Origin of the sequence: Parafrankia sp. EUN1f (genome assembly GCF_000177675.1) — a bacterium.
Classification (GTDB): domain Bacteria; phylum Actinomycetota; class Actinomycetes; order Frankiales; family Frankiaceae; genus Parafrankia.
The window spans coordinates 1-17174 of record NZ_ADGX01000175.1 but is presented as its reverse complement, the minus strand read 5'-3'; the positions used below and the strand labels follow the sequence as shown (position 1 = coordinate 17174).

At 69.4% G+C, this 17174-nt stretch carries 9 protein-coding genes and 1 pseudogene; 1 reads left to right on the top strand and 9 read right to left on the bottom strand.

Annotation, left to right across the window (positions count from 1 at the left end):
* The 6 genes and pseudogenes from FREUN1FDRAFT_RS32815 to FREUN1FDRAFT_RS32790 form a co-directional block, all read right to left on the bottom strand.
* Positions 1 to 1039: pseudogene (locus FREUN1FDRAFT_RS32815) on the bottom strand (HEXXH motif-containing putative peptide modification protein); the annotation flags it as partial.
* A gap of 248 nt (positions 1040 to 1287) precedes the next feature.
* Positions 1288 to 1530, bottom strand: a complete 243-nt coding sequence (locus tag FREUN1FDRAFT_RS32810) for a hypothetical protein (RefSeq protein WP_006544651.1) — start codon at positions 1528 to 1530, stop codon at positions 1288 to 1290.
* A gap of 152 nt (positions 1531 to 1682) precedes the next feature.
* The gene (locus FREUN1FDRAFT_RS32805; RefSeq protein ID WP_006544650.1) at positions 1683 to 2666 is read right to left on the bottom strand and encodes a hypothetical protein; all 984 of its coding nucleotides are present in this window, start codon (positions 2664 to 2666) and stop codon (positions 1683 to 1685) included.
* An 18-nt stretch (positions 2667 to 2684) separates the two neighbouring features.
* Complete coding sequence (gene fxsT / locus FREUN1FDRAFT_RS47055; protein WP_006544649.1) at positions 2685 to 6764, bottom strand: FxSxx-COOH system tetratricopeptide repeat protein; 4080 nt, start codon at positions 6762 to 6764, stop codon at positions 2685 to 2687.
* A complete protein-coding gene (gene fsxC / locus FREUN1FDRAFT_RS32795; protein WP_157475690.1) occupies positions 6761 to 8143 on the bottom strand; it encodes an FxsC protein in 1383 nt (460 codons plus the stop codon). Before fsxC ends, fxsT begins: the two co-directional genes overlap by 4 nt.
* A gap of 284 nt (positions 8144 to 8427) precedes the next feature.
* A complete protein-coding gene (locus FREUN1FDRAFT_RS32790; protein WP_198144547.1) occupies positions 8428 to 11418 on the bottom strand; it encodes a TIR domain-containing protein in 2991 nt (996 codons plus the stop codon).
* 452 nt (positions 11419 to 11870) lie between these two features.
* Here FREUN1FDRAFT_RS32790 and FREUN1FDRAFT_RS32785 point away from each other — a divergent pair, with 452 nt between their 5' ends.
* Positions 11871 to 13253: a lamin tail domain-containing protein gene (locus tag FREUN1FDRAFT_RS32785; protein WP_006544644.1), complete on the top strand. Its 1383-nt coding sequence runs from the start codon at positions 11871 to 11873 to the stop codon at positions 13251 to 13253.
* A 162-nt stretch (positions 13254 to 13415) separates the two neighbouring features.
* On the opposite strand, the gene FREUN1FDRAFT_RS32780 is transcribed toward FREUN1FDRAFT_RS32785, so the two are convergent.
* The 3 genes from FREUN1FDRAFT_RS32780 to FREUN1FDRAFT_RS47050 form a co-directional block, all read right to left on the bottom strand.
* Positions 13416 to 15434, bottom strand: a complete 2019-nt coding sequence (locus FREUN1FDRAFT_RS32780; protein ID WP_006544643.1) for an MFS transporter — start codon at positions 15432 to 15434, stop codon at positions 13416 to 13418.
* A 717-nt stretch (positions 15435 to 16151) separates the two neighbouring features.
* Positions 16152 to 16781 (bottom strand): TetR family transcriptional regulator, encoded by a 630-nt coding sequence (locus FREUN1FDRAFT_RS32775; protein ID WP_006544642.1) that lies wholly within the window; start codon positions 16779 to 16781, stop codon positions 16152 to 16154.
* Positions 16782 to 16990: 209 nt separating this feature from the next.
* Positions 16991 to 17174 (bottom strand): hypothetical protein (locus FREUN1FDRAFT_RS47050; protein WP_006544641.1); only part of this gene is annotated, 184 nt, incomplete at its 5' end.

Genomic DNA, 17174 nt, shown 5'->3' with positions numbered 1-17174 from the left:
CGGTTGGAGTGGACAGGAGCACGGAACCGAAGGCTTCGAGCGAGCTGGCGCTGATGGACGTCACACCGGCCGGAGCGGCCAGCGGCACCAGCGACCGCAGCAGACCCGCGACGCCGTCGACGCGGTGCGGATGGTCGCGGACGAGCAGGTGCCAGGCCTCGTCGAAGACGGCACGCCAGTGACGGAACTCCGCCGCGGTCAGCCGTCGGGCCGGCTCCAGCGCGCCTGGCTCCCGAAACGGGTCGAGGTCGTCGAGCACGATGGGCGACCCGCCGGACGCCCCCGTGGGCTGGAGCGGCCGAACCGGGCACCACTGGTCCGGGTGGGCGGTGGGGGCATGGGCGGTGGTGGGGGAGTCGTCGTGGTCGCGGTCCGTGTACTCCAGGGAATGCGACGTGAGCTGCACGTGATCGTCGGCCGTGTCGACGGCCAACCGCATCGCAACGCGGCCGGCGGGATCCGGAGGGTGGGCCCAGATCCGGATCCGGGCTCGGTCACCCTGCCCGCCGAGTCGTATCTGGCCGTACGTCGGAAGAGTCACGACGCCGGCCCGCACGGGTGCGCGGATGTCCACGGGGATCCGCGCACGTAGCGCGATCGCGGCGACGAGGCCCCCTAGGTAGCCGAGATCCTCCTCGATCGTGTGCTGGCCGACCGCCCGCGGGGACTGGCCCGGCCGCGAGGGCTCGCCCGGCCGTGGGCGCAGCCGCCGAAGGCAGTGATGCAGCCAGGTACCCACCGGCGGGTGGAGGACGACCGCCTCCACCTCCCCGGGATGTTCACGCCACAGGGCGGCGAGGATGTCGAAGAGGCGTTCGACATCCTCGCGAGCGGCGACGGCGAGCTCGCTGTCGTGGACCTGGGCGACCAGTGACCACAGCATGAGCAGGCGCTTGCTCGCCTGCGCTGACCGCAGGACCGACGACGCCTGTGCTCCGCCGAGGCCACCGGCGAGCTCGTCGAATTCCGACCAGGCCAGGTGGTGCCAGCGCGGTTCCGTCGCGGCCGCCCGAATGTAGTTGTTGAAATGCACTGCCACCTCAGCCTCTGGGCCAAGGGCTGGTCGCCCGGCCGGTCGCCGGCCCTGTGGTATCAGCCGAAAAACCTTGGTGAACTCCGCCCGGGTCAGGGCGGATCCTGAATCCTGAATCGGCGCCCGGCATTCCGTGGGTACGGCTGCCCGGACGCCGGTTGTGGCCGGACCTCATTGATTCTTTTCCGTCTCACGGTGGACGGTCAGAGATGCCGCAGGCCGGAGGCGACGACGGAAAGGATCACCCGCGCCGGTCACCCGTCGACTTCCGACTTGCCGGGGTATTGGGAGTAGCCGGCGATCGCCTGGTCTGCCTCGACGGCGCGCAGCACGTGCTGGAGGCACCGGATGAGTGCCCCGGCCGGCAACCTGTTCAGATCGTTCAGGTCGACCCCGGTCAGATCCAACACCGGAGACTCGATGCGTTCCGCGGAGCCGAGCTGCCCTGAAGAGCCGAGCTGCCCCGAAGAGCTGATGCGGCTGGCAGTGGCCTCCATCAGTCGACCTCCTCGACCACCTGGTGCGAGAACACTATAACGACTGCCCGGTGACGTCACGGGATATCTGTGCCCGCCGTTCACGGCATCCTTGGTCCGCGGTGGTGATCCGAAATTCCCCGGGCCACCACCGATTTCGACGGTTTCCGGTGTCAGCGACTATCCAGGAATCGCGTGACGAGGTCTCGGAATCGTCGCTCCGCGTCGCTGACCCGCTGCTGGTCCAGTGTCACGCCGAGCAGGTATTCACCGGCGCCCACGTCGTGGACGTAGAGGGCGCCGGCTTCGACGTCCACGACGCTGGTCCGCAGCGGGGTGCCCAGCGCGGCTCTGGCTGCCCGCGCGAAGTTCGCCGTCAGTGTCGACAGGTCCCGGCAGATCGTCTCGTACAGGTCCCGGTGTCGTTTGACACCGACGGTGAGAAAGAACGAACCGAGTGCGGGAGCGTCGAACACGTCCACCACCACGTTGACACCGTTGTCCTTGCACCGGGCCGCGTAGTGCAGGTCGTCCGGTCGCACGGCGTGCCGGCCGAGTTCGGAGAACCTGATGTCCTCGGGATCCGCGTCCGGGGAAAGCCCCACCAGGGGGGGCGTGATGTGGCTGCCGCTGGGTGGGCCCTGGGTGTCGCTGTCGATCCCACCCGGGTTCTGGCCCGGCAGGCCGAGTAAGGACCTGCATCTGGTGGCGAGCTTCGACATCGTCACATCGGCGGCGGCGAGGCCTTCGGGGTGAAGTGCTGCGCCGATCAGGTACTGCCGGGTGTTGACCCGGTTGTAGATCAGGCCGCCGATGCCCGCGTCGAACACCACCCGGATGAGAACACCGGTGTCGAGCGGCTCCAGAACCCGGTTGAGCTCCTCCACCGCCCGGTTTATCTGGCGGCCGAAGCTTTCCAGGTCGCGGCGTCGCCGGCCGGTTCCCGCCGAACGGCGTGAGGTGGCCGGCAGATCGGCCTGTTCCAGAACGTCGAAGGAGAGCCCGAGCACTCCCTCCGTGTAGTAGCTCACGTGCTGGAGGATCTCCGGATCGAGCTCCCGCAGGCAGAGATTCTCGACCTCGCGGAACTTCGCGGCCTCGATATAGGGCGCCCGGTAGTGGTAGGGGGCCCGCGCTGACAGCATCTCGTTCGTCATTTAGCCCTGCCTCTACCGTCAGGTGCCCGTGATGTCGACGTCGGCGCCGCGCCGCCCCGACAGGACGTCGTCTCCCGCGGCGAGGCCCGCCGGCGGGCGGCCGTTCGGTTCCTCCGAGCCGTGGTGGAGGCGACTGATGCGGGTGTAGGGGTGGTCGGCGCCGAGCGAGGCGACGCATTCGTCCAGCGTCTGCTGGTCGAGCTTGGCCGCGTCCTGCGCCTGGCCCGCGGCCAGCAGGCAGTTGGCGTGGTTGATGGCCGCCGCCAGCACCGCCGGGTGGTATTCGTAGAGCTCCTCGCGCAGGCCGTCGTGGGCCCGCCGGCTCAGCTGGAGCGCCTCGTCGACGTGTCCGGCGCCGAGCAGGCAGATCGAGGTGTTCGTCCGGCTGATGTTCAGGACGGGGTGGTCGTCGTCGCCGTACAGGTCCGTGTAGGCCGCCAGTGCCTCCCGGGCGATCGTCACGGCGTCGAGGTGGCTGGCGACCGCGTGCAGGTCGAGGGCCCGGTTCAACAGGCAGGCCAGGCGGCCCGGATGCCGTCTCGGGTAGCGGTGGACGTAGTGGTCCAGGGTCTCCTTGGTCAGCACGCGGGCCGCGCTCGGGTCATCGCCGCGCCGCAGGGTGACGGCCAGGTGCTTGCTCGCGAGCAGGCTCCGGGTCGAGGTCGGGCCCTCGATCTCGCGCAGCCGCTCGCGCGCCTCGTGAATGAGCTGCCAGGCCTCGGTCGAGTCGCCGAGCTCGCGCACGCACATGCCGACCAGGATCTGGGACCACCAGGTGTCGGCGTTGTCCGTGCCGAGCGTGGCCAGCCGGCCGCGCAGGACGGCGCGGACGGTTCGCTGGGCCGCCGCGACGTCCCCGTCGAGGTACTGCGCCACGGCGAGGTTGTCCCCGGCGTCCAGCGCCGACCGGTCGTTCGGCCCGAACTCACGACAGTAGAGGTCGTAGGTGGTCTGGTCCTCGGCGCGAGCGTCGTTGTACCAGCCGAGCTCACACTTGTCCGCGCCGAACCCGCCCGCCGTCAGCAGCGTGCGCCGGTCGGCGAAACCGAGCAGATGGCGCTGCGTGGCGAGGGTCTGCTCGTCGAGGGCGAACGCCTCGTCGATGCGCCCGGACGAACGCAGCACGGTCGCCCGCCACGTGCACATCTGCAACGTGATCGGATCATCCGCTCCGAGCGGCTGCCAGTTCGCCAGGCACTCGTCCGTGAGCTCCAGGGCGTCGCCGAGCTCGCCGACGCGCCAACGCCGGTAGACCTCGTAGATCATCCAGCGGCGGACGTCCGGGTCGGGCGACGCGGCCGCACCGGATGGGCGGATGTGCTTGCGGAGCTCGACGAACATGTCCCGGCCGCTGGGGTCGTCCAGCGCGGTGAGGGACGCATGCGCGGTCAGCACCCGCCAGACCTCCGCACGGATGAGCGTGGCCTCCGGCTCCGGCAGCCGTTCACGGACGTACAGCTGGGACCGGCCGGGCACGATCAGCCGGTCCCGGGTCGGGTTGACGGTGGCGAGGTTGAGACGTTCGATCCGGTCGATGACGGAGTCGACATCCGGTGGCGCCGCGGTGGTGGGGGTGTCGGACCCGATGTCGTGGAGCCGCTGGACCATCGCAGCGGACCGCAGCAGCGCCAGCGAGACGCCCTCCTCGGCGAGGAAGGCGCACATCTCCAGCAGCTTCGCGGCGGCCCGGGCGACGGGATCGGCGCTCGTCTTCAGCTCGTTGTACTCCATCGCCCAGGCGCTGCCGCCGCTCCACCGGCCGCGCTCGAGCAGTCGCGCCTGGTAGGACCTGACCGCATCAGCCGCCGGCAGGGTGCTGCGGCTCAACGAGTTGGCCGCCTGGTTGATGTCGAACGGGAAGTTGTCGACCTGCTCGGCGAGCGGGGCGAGCATGGCGTCGGAAGCACCGGGAAGGCCACGGCGCAGCAGCCGAATGCTCTCCGCCGGGGCGAAGTTGCCGATCTTCACGGCGGAACCGTCGTCCCAGGCGGTGTGGTACGAGGTGATCAGGACGTGCCCGAAGGCGGTGCCGGTGGGCATCAGCTCGGACACCGCGTCCGGGTGAGCGGCGTTGTCGTAGATCAACAGCCAGCGCCGCAGCGGCGGCTCGCCCAGCGAGAGCGCATCGAGCGCGGCGTTGGCGAGCTCGGGCACGTTCTGCGCGACGGGCGTGGAACCGCCGGCGCCGCCGACACCGGCAGCGCCACCGCCGACACCGACACCCCCAACGCCGCCGACACCGCCGGCAGCGCCGAAGCCGGCAGCGCCACCGACGCCGCCACCGACGGCATCGAGGCGCAGGCGGCCGGCGAGATCGACGAGGCTCTGGCGAATCGACGCCGGGTCGTCGGCCGGGATCCACCACACGACGTCGTAGTCGGAGCTGAAACGGTAGGCGAACTCGGCCGCGACCAGGGTCTTGCCCACGCCGCGCGGGCCCGCCAGCACCTGGCGACCGGTGACCACCGAACCCGGCGTCAGCCGGTCGCGCAGTCGCGTCAGCTCCTGCTCCCGGCCGACGAACCAGCCGTAGCGCGGTGGTACCCGCCCCCAGGCGGCCGGCTTCAGCGTGGGGAACCGCGGCCCGCCCGCGTCGCCGTCGGGGGTGGCCACGTCGACGAAACCAAGATGGTTGAGCAGCCGCTCCCGGGCCGCGGCCTCATCGAGCCCGCTGATGGTGACGGGTTCCCCGCCGGTGTCCCGAGAAAGCCACTCGGTCTCCGGAGGAGTCACCTGCACCACGGTGATGCGCTGGTCAGGCGCACCGGAATCCTCGATCAGCCGCAGGAGATCCGCTCGAGCCGCGCTGCCCTCGGGTGCCTCGCGGTCCAGCGCGGTAGAGGCGATCACGAGCAGCGCGCTGGACCTGGGCAGCCGCCCGGGCGAGCTCAGCGTGCCGGTCGAGGTCACCCGGATGCCGAAGCGGCGCAGCTGGCCGGCGACCCAGTCGCCCCAGACCCGGTCGGCCGGGGCCGCGAGAACCACGGCCGAGCGCAGCATCGGCGTGTCCGCCAGCTCGAACTGCCGCACGATGCGCTGCCGTTGCGCATACGGGATGAGCGCCCTCTCCGGTAGCGGGCCGCCGTGAATCGTCGCCGCCAGCTCCTCATAGGCCGACAGCAGACTGGACCGAACGCCGGGGGTGTCACCGAACGAGGCGAGAAGCTCCTCATAGGCGTACAGCTGCTTGTAGGGAATCTCCACCTTGGCGAGCCGCTGGACCTGCCGGTCCGAATCGGCATCCAGGTCGAGGACGTCGTTGAAGCGGAAGGCGGCGAAAAGGCGCCGCCGCTCCAGCCGCCGCTGCTCGCCGTCCTCCACCCGCATCGGGACCGGGATCACCTGGACGGGACGGGGCGCGCTGGAGCGAATACGCTTGGCGACCCAGGTGGCACCGATGATCGACTGGTTGTTCATGACGAAGCCGATGACCGCCACATCCGGGAGCAGCATGGTGCAGATTCCGGAGGCGTCCGAGACGCCGGTGCGGCTGTCGATCAGAACGTAGTCGTAGCCGGCGGACAACATGTTCTCGCGCAACCGGCTGATGAAAACGGTCTCGTCCGGGCCGTCGAACAGCTGGTTCCAGGGAAAGGTCGAGACCCTGAGCTCGTACAGCGACTGGTACTCGGCGTCGCTGTCCCGCGACTCCTGGCGGCCCGGGCCGAGGAAATCCAGTCTGCCTCCGCGCGGAAAGTACTGCCACCGCAGCGTCTCCACATGGTTCGTGAAATCCGCGTGCCGCAGCGGGTCCGGCGCGTCGGGGTCGTTCAGCGGGTGCAGGTCGCGTTCGGTGACGAATTTGGTCAGAATATCGATGACCCCGTCACTGCTGGTCAGGTCCCGGTCGGTGAGAAACGGCCGAAAATAGCGGTGCAGACCGGGTGACTCCAGGTCCCAGTCGATGACCAGAACCTTCATTCCCGCACTCGCCAGGATGAAGGCGACGTTCGCCATCGCCATCGTGCGCCCGGTGCCACCCTTGTAGGAGTAGAAGGTGACTATTCGGGTGGCCGACGGTACCGTCGCCGGCACCGTCACGGGTGCTGGCGATTCCGCCGGCACCGCGGCCCGGCCTGAAGCTGCGTCCGTGGTCACGCTGTTTCCACCCCCGCGCCGAGCGTTCGATGGGAGGCCGGCCGGGTGGTGTCGGCGGCATCCGACATCCACATCCGATGGTATGGCCTGGCCCACACATTCCTTTCCGGGGCCAGCCGGTCGGTGGCCGGGCCGCCGGGCGCCGCGCTTGACACCAGCGCGGCCCGGCGGCGTTCCGCGAGCAGGCGGTTGCGAGCACGTACGACAAAGGGCCGTGCCGACGACGCGAGCCGCGCGGCATCATCCACGGCCGGCAACCAGGTGCGGGAGCGGAACAGCGCTGCATCCTCCTTCAACAGATGCCGCAGGCGGTTGGTCAGCACGGCTGCCTGTGCCGCCGTCTCCTCGTCACCCTCAGCGGTGATCAAAAATATTCCCACCGCCGCTCCGCTGCGGCGTCGCCATTCCGCCAGTCGGGCCAGCGCATCGTCCGCACCGCCGCCGGAGGCAATCCATGGATCAACAAGAACCGCGACGACGCGCTCATCGTCAAGGGCGGATGGCGGGTTCTCGAACGTGCGCATGCTCAACTTTTCGCAGACAATGTCGTAGATTCCGACGTCTTCCATGGTCGCGCGAACGATGTCGAAGGCGGACGCGCCGGTGCCGGGGAGGAAGGGCCGCCATTCGGCCGCGGTGCGTCCGTAGTAGCCGCGGTCACGCCGTTCCGGTGGCAGATCCTCCTGGGCTGGTACCGCCAGCACCACGGTCGCGCGTCCGCCGCCCGACCGGCTCCGCTCCCATGCCGGCGGGGAGGGGGCGCCCGGCGGTGCGCCTGCCGAGGTCGCGGTGGGAATCCTCGGTACGAACCGGACATCCTCCTCGCTCATCACCGGGACGGGGTCGCGAGCCGCGTCCAGGATCCGCCGCGCGATGCCGACGACGAGCCGCCGGTAGCACTCCGACTCCGGGGCGGTCCGCAGCAGACGAAGCGCTCCGGTGGTGGCGTACTCGGGGCCGAGGTCTGCGTCGATCAGCGCGTCGGCGGTGGTGGGAGCCGGACTGGCGGCGTCGCTGAACCAGCGGACGCCGATGTGTGCCGGTGATGCTCTGCCGGTGAACTGCAGGTGCCAGCGAAGGCGTTCCCGGAAGAGACGCCGCTCCCACATCCTCCGCTGATCCCGGAGATAGCCGTCCGTGCTGAGCGAGACCAGAGCGACACAGCTAAGGATTACGGGGTCGATTGCGTGGGAGCCGTCTGCTGGAATGCCGAAGCGGGTGCCCGTGACGCGGGTGAACCGGCCACGTATCGACTCAGCGTCACCGGCGCCGGTGCCGGCTGCCCGGTCGACTTCGTCCTGGATGTCGTCAAGGAACTGCTCGGCATAGCGGTCCTCGCCGGGTGTGCCGGCGTGATGCAGCACGAAGTTCCTGGTCACGTCGGTCTCCCAGGGATACGGCCGCCGGCCGTCTGTTCTGTTTTCCACCGCCGGGGCAGGCCGCACGCCACGCTGGCGAAATCCTTATGCTGTGACTCTCCGTCATTCAACGGCATTCCTGCCCCCGTCGCCAGACCATGGTCCAGCATTTCTACACCTCCCAGGGCCGTGCGCACGGCCGAGCGGCGTCATCGGAAGCACGGTTGCTGCCAGGTGTGGTGCTTCGCCCGAAAACTCTGCCGACCATTCGCCTGGATGGCTACCGATGGCGCGGGGTGGGCCGTTCATCCTCGGGTCGACCCGAACAGGGGCTCGACGAGTTCCGTCAGATCTCGTTCGAGCGGCGGCAGCGCGGCCGCCGCGATCTTCATCATTCGTTCGGTGAGCAGCCGCATAAGGCGGAGCACGACACTCTCGTCCTCCTGGATGAGGTCCATCACCGGCAGGTCGGACCGGGTGGCGCCGCTGACGTCCAGCATCTGTACCGCCTGCACCGGTTCGGGCGGTTCGCAGGTCAGCGGGAGCCACCGAACCGGAATAATCGCCGCCGGCGGCATGCCGCCCGGCGCGGTCGCCCGCCGGATCCGTTCCTGGAAGACCGCCCATTCACGGCCGCACCAGGAGCTGCTGAAATAGTCGTCCGAGCAGAGTGCGATCATCATCGGGCTGCGGCGGACGGCTTCCTGGAGCTCCGCCCGCCAGTGCGCGCCGCCCTCCATGCTGACCCGGTCGAGGAACCCTTTGGTGTTCACCTGCCGCCTGGCACGCCGGCCGATCTCCGTCTCGAGGCGGCGGTGGAACCGCTCCACCAGATCGCTGTCACGGCGGCGGGCATAGCTCAGGAAGAAATACGGGACGACTCCGTCTGCCAGGTGGGTGGCCGCCGTACTGCCCGGATCGACGAGGAAGGTGCTGTCGAGCGATCCGCTTCCGCTGTGCTGGCCCCAGCGGTGCCGGACGTTGTCGACGTGTCGACGGAACTGCCGGACCGACGGGTCGCCGGCGGCCCGTTCCTCCAATGCCCGCGCCATGGCGTCGAGCAGTTCCGGCTCGGCCTGCGCCAGGGCGTGACGGATGAGTGCCATCACCCGCACGGCAAGCGGCTCGTGACGAGGAAGCAGGATTCGACGCTCGATGCGCTCGGACAGCAGTGCCATCCAGGCGTCGAACGCATCCGGATCGTTGATGATCCAGACACCCATGAGCGCCGCGTGAATGCTGAAGACGTCCCGTTGGGGCACGGAGGGCTGGCCGGCCTCGTCCGCCGTGGGCTGGGTGCCTTCGGTCAGGTCGATGGGCGGCGCAGACGCCGGGTGCGGCTCCGTCGGCGGCCGTCTCCTGCCGCCGGCGGGAGGCTGCGGTGTCTGCGGAGATTCCACGGGGGGCGCGGAATGGCTCGGCTGGGCTGCTCGGGGATCTGCTCCTGGATCGTCGACCATCATGCTCATCAGCCGGATGTGGAGGTCGCGCGGCAGGTCGTTGTACCGCTGGGAGTCGGTCAGGAGCGCGATGCACCGCTGCAGCGATATCTCACGGCGGACGAGGTGGCCGGCCACCTCGGCGATGAGACCCGGGCGATCCCGCAGCAGGCGTGCGAGGTGGTCGGCCTCTCCCCGGTTCACCGGCGCCGTCTCCGTGAGCAGAAACACCGACTCGGCTCTGCTCAACGGCCCGATCGCAACGGTGTTCTGAGCCCAGGAGCCGGCATTCCTGGCAACAACCAGGACGTGCGAGCCGTCCTGGGGGAAATACTCCTTGATGGAGTCGGGGTCATCGGCGGCGATGAATACCAGCAGTCGCCTGGGCGTGTCGCCGGCCGGCCGGGCAGCGCCTTCTTCGGGTGGGCCTCCAGCGGGTTCCAGGGATTCCTGAGATTCCTGGGATTCCGGCGATTCCTCCGCGGGTAGCCGATCGAGCTGCTCGTCGATGCTCAGGTCGCCCTGGCAGGAAATCCACCAGATCACGTCGTACCGCATCCGGAACCTGTTCGAGTACTCGATCGCCACCTCGGACTCACCCAGGTCCGGCAGTGCGTCCTTCGCCACCACCGCGGCGTGTCCGTCCCGGTCGAGCAGGGCGGCGATCCGGTCCAGGTCGTCGTCCCGCCCGGTGAAGAAGTCGTTCTCCACCGGTGCGTTGGACCGTGGCGGCGAGTGCGGGCCCCGGGCCGGCAGGGGCGTGGCCTGCGGCGCGGGGTGGCCAGCCCGGCCCTGGCCCTGGACCTGGGCCAGCAGTTGCTCCAGCGCGGCTGCCGAGGCGCCCCGCAGGTCGATGGTGGACATCGAGCGCAGAGGTTCGGGCAGCGGCTCGGGATCGAGCACGACACGCAGGATCCTGCCGCGCAATGCTCCCTCGCCGGCGAGTAACTCCCACTGCTCCAGTTCGGTCACCGCGGCGCTCAGGTCCGCGCGGGCGACGCAGTACTCCCGGGACAGCAGGCAGATCAGCCGGTCCGCGCCGCACTGCTCGACCGCGTGCAAGGTCTCGGACAGCCGGTCGCCGCGCAGCGGATTCCAGCGGATCAGGTCAACCTGATGCCCGCGTGCGCGGAGAAGGTCCCTGATCCAGTCCGCCCATGGCTGGTTCGGCCCGACATAGCTGACCGCGACATGTGCGGGGCCGACACGGTGACCGGCCCCCGTGTCGAACGGGCCCTGGTCGGCCGGGTTGCCGGCGGGCGAGCTCGCGGTGGGAGAGCTCACGGCGGACGGATTCGGGGGTGGGAACCAGGGAGACGTCGTGCGCAGCGATGCGGATGCGGCGGGCCGGAGCCCTTCCGCCGGCGCTCCGAAGGCGGGCGGCAAAGCTTCCGCGGCCGCGGTGGACAGGACGGGCGGCGGCGTTCGGCGGGCCGCCGCGACCAGGTCGGCGATCAGTTCCACAACCTCGAAGTAGCCGCCCTTTCCCCATTGCTGGGTCCGGATCAGCGTGTGCAGGTCGTGCGCGGCATAGGAACGGCCCAGCCTGGCCGCCACCCGTTCGGCCGGGTTGCCAGGCAGGCCATGGACCGCCGACCAGTGCGCGGACTGACCGCGTCTCCACACGAGGGGCAGCAGATGAGGGGTGTCCGCACCGCGGGTGGCCTGCGCGGGGTTGGTGGGACGTAGCCGCAGCCGTTCCGTGAATACCGCCCACTCCCGGCCGCACCAGTCGTCTTCGAAGAAATCGTCTCGACACAGGGCGACCATGACAGGCAGGCGGGCCGCGGCGTCGATTCCGCGAACCGGCACGTCGGGCGCCCCGGGGCGTGGACGTGCATTCAGTACACCGGTCATCGAAGCGCCCTCACGGACGCGCAGTGCACGCTCGAGATCGGAGTGAAAGTGCCTGATCCAGGGGGTGTCGGCGTCGAAGGCTGAGCTCAGGAGAAAACAGTCCTTCATATCGCCCCCGTCAAGCCGGGTACCACATCCCACAACGCCGGCACCCGGGCAGGCGGCACCGTGCGTATTTCTGTCTGCATGCTAGCCCACCCGACACTCGGAAGTGCCCGGGTATATGCCGGTCTTTGATGACGGCTGGCTGACAGCCGGCTGCGCCGCGTAGGTATCCGGCTCGGCCGTCGACTGTGGGGAGGCCACTTTTTGCTTGCGCGCGAGGTTGCCATGCGCCCGGCGGGCGTTGTTCGTATTGCGTTCAGAGGGCGGTTGCCCCATCGCGGGAGGCTCCGTCAGGAGCGCGATTCTGCTCCCTTCTGCCTGTGTCCCTGCGAGAAGGAGTGGCTGCGTTGTTCGGATCTTCCCGAGGAAGAGTGCGACTGGCTGTCGCCGGTGCCCTTGCCCTGGCGGCGCTGGGACTGTCCGGCGTGCCGGCATCGGCCGACGGCCCGACGAGTGTGCGGATCAACGAGGTCGAGTCGAGCGGTGGTTCGCCCGGCGACTGGGTGGAGCTGGTGAACACCGGCGCCACGACGGTGGATCTGTCCGGATGGGTGGTGAAGGACAACGACAACTCGCACGTGTTCACGATCGCGTCGGGTACGTCGCTGGCCGCCGGTGGGCGGGTGGTCGTCGATGTCGAGGCGGCCTACGGGCTGGGCAGCTCCGACTCGGTGCGGCTGTACCAGCCCGGCGGCACCACGTTGATCGACTCCTACACCTGGACGTCGCACGCGTCGACGACCTACGGGCGCTGCCCGGACGGGACGGGTTCGTTCGCCACCACACTCGCCTCGACCCGGGGCACCACCAACTCCTGCTCCGGCTCGGCCTGGCCCGGTGACTCGGCGGTGGCGGTGGCCGACGGCACGAACGTCTTCGGATCGAACCTCAGCGGTGTGTCGTTCCAGAGCTCGAGCGTTCTGTGGGCGGTGAAGAACGGCACCGGCACGTTGTACCGCCTCGTTCCCAGCGGTTCGACCTGGATCCGTGACACGACCGGCGGCTGGTCCACCGGCAAGGTGCTGCACTACGCGAACGGCTCCGGCGACCCGGACGCCGAAGGTGTCGTCGTGACCCCGGATGGCGTCCTGGTGGCAACCGAACGGAACAACAGCGACGATAACGTCAGTCTGCTGAAGGTCCTGCGGTACGACGGTTCATCCACCGCGACGTCGCTGAACGCCACCGCGGAGTGGAACCTCACCGCGGACCTGCCGTCGTCGGACCCCAACAGCGGGCTGGAGTCCATCGCCTGGGTGCCGGACACCTACCTGACCGCGCATGGCTTCCGTGACGAGCACACCAACAGCACCTACAACCCGGCCAATTACGCCGGACACGGGACCGGCCTGTACTTCGTCGGCCTCGAGTCCAACGGGGCGATCTACGCCTACGCGCTCGACCAGGCCGGCGGCGGCTACACCAGGGTCGCCACCCTGGGCAGCGGCCTGTCAACGCTGATGGATCTGGAGTTCGACGCGGTGACCGGCCATCTGTGGGCCGTCTGTGACAACACCTGCGCGGGTAGGGCCACCACGTCGGACATCAACGCCCAGGGCCAGTTCGCCGTGACCGCCACCTACCAGCGGCCAACGGGGATGGGCAACTACAACAACGAGGGCTTCGCCATCTCGCCGCAGGCCTGCGCGGCCGGCCGCAGGCCGGTCATCTGGGCTGATGACAGCAACGACGCCAGCCACGCGCTGCGAAGCGGAACCCTTACCTGCTGACCTTGGTGACTGCTGACCTGCTGGATCTGCTGTCCTGAGCTGGTTCCGCCTCTCGGGTCCTGGACTCGGGACCCGAGAGGCGGGAGGCGGGACGACGCCGAGGATCACCGGTGCCGGCGGGGGGCGACACCGTCACGTCGATGATTCTCGGACCGCCCGCCGCTACGGAGCGGGCTGGCTGCCCGCAGTGGGTTCCGGCGATCCGCCGGAGGTTGCCGTCGGACCGGCCGCCGACCTGGCCTGCCGCAGAGCGGCCATCTCACGCTCGACCATCGCCTCGTGCACCCGCTCGTCCTCGCGGGCCAGCCGAGGGCTCCACCGTCCGGCCAGCAGGAAGATGAACGGGACGAACACGATCTGGCCCGCGACGCACACCCACCACCAGTTCTGCCACTGGCCCGGGTTGTCCTTCTGCGCGTCGGCGACCTCCGTGCCGTGGGCACTGAGGTAGGCGAGGTCGTCCGGCGGGATCGCGGCCTCGGCGGATGTCAGGACGGCGCCGTACTTCTGCACGAGGGCGAGATCGGTTTTGACGTCGGGGTCGCCCAGCTTGGTGAGCAGCTCGACCGCCGTCGGCTGCGGGACGCCGAGCTCCTTGACGATGTCGGCGAGGGCCGCGCCGATCGCGGTGCCGTCGGGCGGGTCCTGCTGCAACGCCTTCAGCGTGTCCGGGTCGATCGCCTGCGCGGTGGCGAGCTCCCGGGACCGCTCCCGCACGGCTGTCGACACCGCCGCTGCCTCTGTGGCGGTGGCACCCTGCTCGGCCGCGACCTGGCCGAGCGCCTTGGACAGCGCCGCCGTGTCGTCGGGGTTCCTGGCCAGTGCGGCCGAGGTCGCCGGGTCGATCGCGGAGAGAACCGCGACCTCCTTGGGATGCGCCGTGACGATGTGCTCGACGCGGGTCCCCTTGTCGACGAGGACGGAGGTGGCGGGAAGCGCGAACGTGAAGACGATCAGGGCGACGCTGACGACGAGGCGCAGGATCCAGCCCCAGACGGCGAGGCCGGTGGCGGTCGCCGCGGGGCTGTGCTTCTCGACGGTCTCGGTGAAGGCCGCCATCCAGGCCACGTAGGCGATTCCGCTGCCGGCGGCGCTGAGCACGAAATAGAAGGCGATCGTGTAGTAGCCGGTGTCGGGGTCGGTCGTCGACAACGTGAACAGAATGTTTCCGACGACGCTGATCGCCATGCCGACGACCATGAAGGGCTTGCGGACCCGGAAGTGGTCCGACAACGCTCCGGCGACGACCAGGGCGATCGCGTTGGAGATCCAGTACCAGTTGGCCACCGCGTTCGCCCGCGCCTCGGAGTACCCGTGGACGGTGGCGAAGTAGACGACGGCGAAGCCGACCAGAATGTAGTAGAGCAGGAGGAAGGTGCTGATCGCGAAGGCGGGCCCGATCACGTTGGGCTTCAGCACACGTCGCCAGGACCCGGCGGACGCCTGTTCGGGGTCGATGCCCGCGGCCCTGGCCTCGATCAGCGCGCGGTCGCGCATGCTGACCATGAGCTGGTCACGCAGCGCCGGTGCCAGCTCCCGAAGCCCGACCAGGGCGACCACGAACATCACCAGGCCGACCACGCCGCAGACGTAGAACTGGAAGCGCCAGTCGGGGTGCTCGTCCAGGGTGTTGCTCGACACGCTGGTGACCGTGAGGCTGCCCAGCACCGGGCCGAGGGTCCAGAAGCCCATGGCGAGGCCCCGCCCGACCTGCGGTGAGAAGTCCCGGACCAGTGCCGGAGTGGCCACCAGCACGATTCCCTCGACGAAGCAAAGCACGGAGTACATGACGGTGAAGCCGGCCTTGCCGGGTGCGTTCGGCAGCCCCAGCAGGGCGATCAGGGCCACCGCGAGCACGCCGACCACGACGAGGTTGGCCCGGCCCCAGCGGTCGGTGAGACCGGCGAACAGCGACGCGAAGGCGCCGATCGCATTGCCGATGACGCTGACGAAGACGAAGGCCGTGAACGAGAAGTGGTAATGCTCGATGATCTGTGTCGCGACCGCGCCCTGGGTGTAAAGCGCGTAGTAGAGAAAGACGGCCACGAGGACGGTGATCGCGAGATAGAGACCGCGGGGTCCATCGGCGGGGTAGTGGGCGAGCTGGCGTAACCAGAGCCTGCGGATGCCATTTCGATCCGGGCTGCGGGTGTCGGCCAGCGGATCGATCGTCAGACTCAAATGACTGTCCTCCGCGGTCGTCGGTCGGGGCCGAGGCGAGACGCTCGCTCGGCGCGACAGGCGGCGCGCGACCGGCGGGCGATGTGGCGTGCGCCACAGCTAGGCACGGTAAGCGACGAGGAGGCAACTAAGCAAGCGATTAGTCAGCATCAGGTTGCTGGACTATGAAGGCGAACCTGTGACCTGCACCGATGCTCCGGGCGCCCGGGGCGCTTGCAGTGCCCGCAGCGCTCGGAGCGCCCGGAGCCTGGGTGGGGCGAGTCCGAAGAGTGGGTGGGCGTCGTTGCGGAGCCAGCCGCGAGATCGCGCCGATCAGGATCGACGATCGGGTGAGCGCGGTTTGAGGTCGCTGGGGGCAGGTGAACCCGGGCTGCCGGGCAAGGGCGGCAACTCGACGCCGCGGCTCGAAGATCTGAGGATTTTGGTCGTGCCGGCGACCGCGATCCTCAGGCTTTGCCGGGCAGTAGCGGCGGACCGGAACCGCAGCTCGAGGAATAGCCCGAAGACCTGAGGATCTTCGTCGTTCTGACGACCGGAATCCTCAGATCTTTCCCGGTGGCAGCGGCAGTCCGAAGCTCGGAACCGTGCTACGGGCTCCCCGGCGACCGAAATTCTCACTTCTTCGTGATTGCTGGTCGCTCTGTGCCGCTTCGCCGCTTTTGGTGCGCATTTTCACCGGTCCGCGGCCGCCGTCTAAGCGCCGCCTGCAGACCTGGCCTAAGGAAGAGATACGCCGACCATCCGCAGCGACAGCTCGGCGTATCGGCGGCCGATCTCCGCCGGGGTCCACGAGCCGTCGTCCCGGTACCAGCGGCCGATGTCGATGGCGAGGGAGACCAGCGCGGTCGCCGTCATCGCCGGATCGGGCGCGACGAACACCTTCGCGGCGACACCCCGCTCCACGATTCCGCCGATCTCCGCGGCGATCTCCCGCCGAATGGCGTGGATCTCCTCCCGGTGCTCCGAGCTCAGCGCGGCGAGCTCGTAGTTGACCACCCGGGCGGTGGTGTGATCGCGAGCATGCGACTCGGCGAACGTCTGGGCGACCCTGCGCAGCTGCTCGACCGGGTCATCCGAGTGGGCGAGCGCCGCGCGCAGCCTCGCGAGTGTCCGCTGGTGTCCGGTCAACGAGATGAGGTAAAGCAGCTCTTCCTTCGATTTGTGATGGACGTACAGGGCTGCCGAACTCATTCCCGCCGCCGCCGCGATGTCGCGGGTGGTGGTGCCGTGAAAACCTTTTGTCGCGAACGCGTCGAGGGCGGCCGCGAGTAGACGCGCGCGGGTCGCGTCGGCGCGCGAAGCCTCCGGGATCCGAGTCAAGGCTTGTCCGTTCTCGTCCGCGGCCATGGCGCGTGCCCGGCACACGGAGCATCAGGTAGGTATGCGGGCCGTTGCCGCATCGGTCGGGGCGGGCCGCCTGATCGGCCACGCTCACCGGGCACGCCCTCGGGCGGCCAGGGATGTGGCCCTCGACCGCCCCCGCTCCCGCGAGACGGTCTCCTGCTCCTGTCCTCAACACTATCCGGGCGCGGGCGGATGTGGATCCGTCCCGCTCGTCACGACACGGCCGCCGCGTTCCCGGCCGGTACCTTCACGCTGGTGGATGTGCTTCCGAACAGTCCCGCATCGTCCGAGACCGCTGCGCTGTCGGAGGTCGCTGTGCCGCCGGGGCCCGCTGTGCCGCCGGGGCCGGCTGTGCCGCCGGGGCCGGCTGTGCCGCCGGGGCCGACGCCGCCCGCC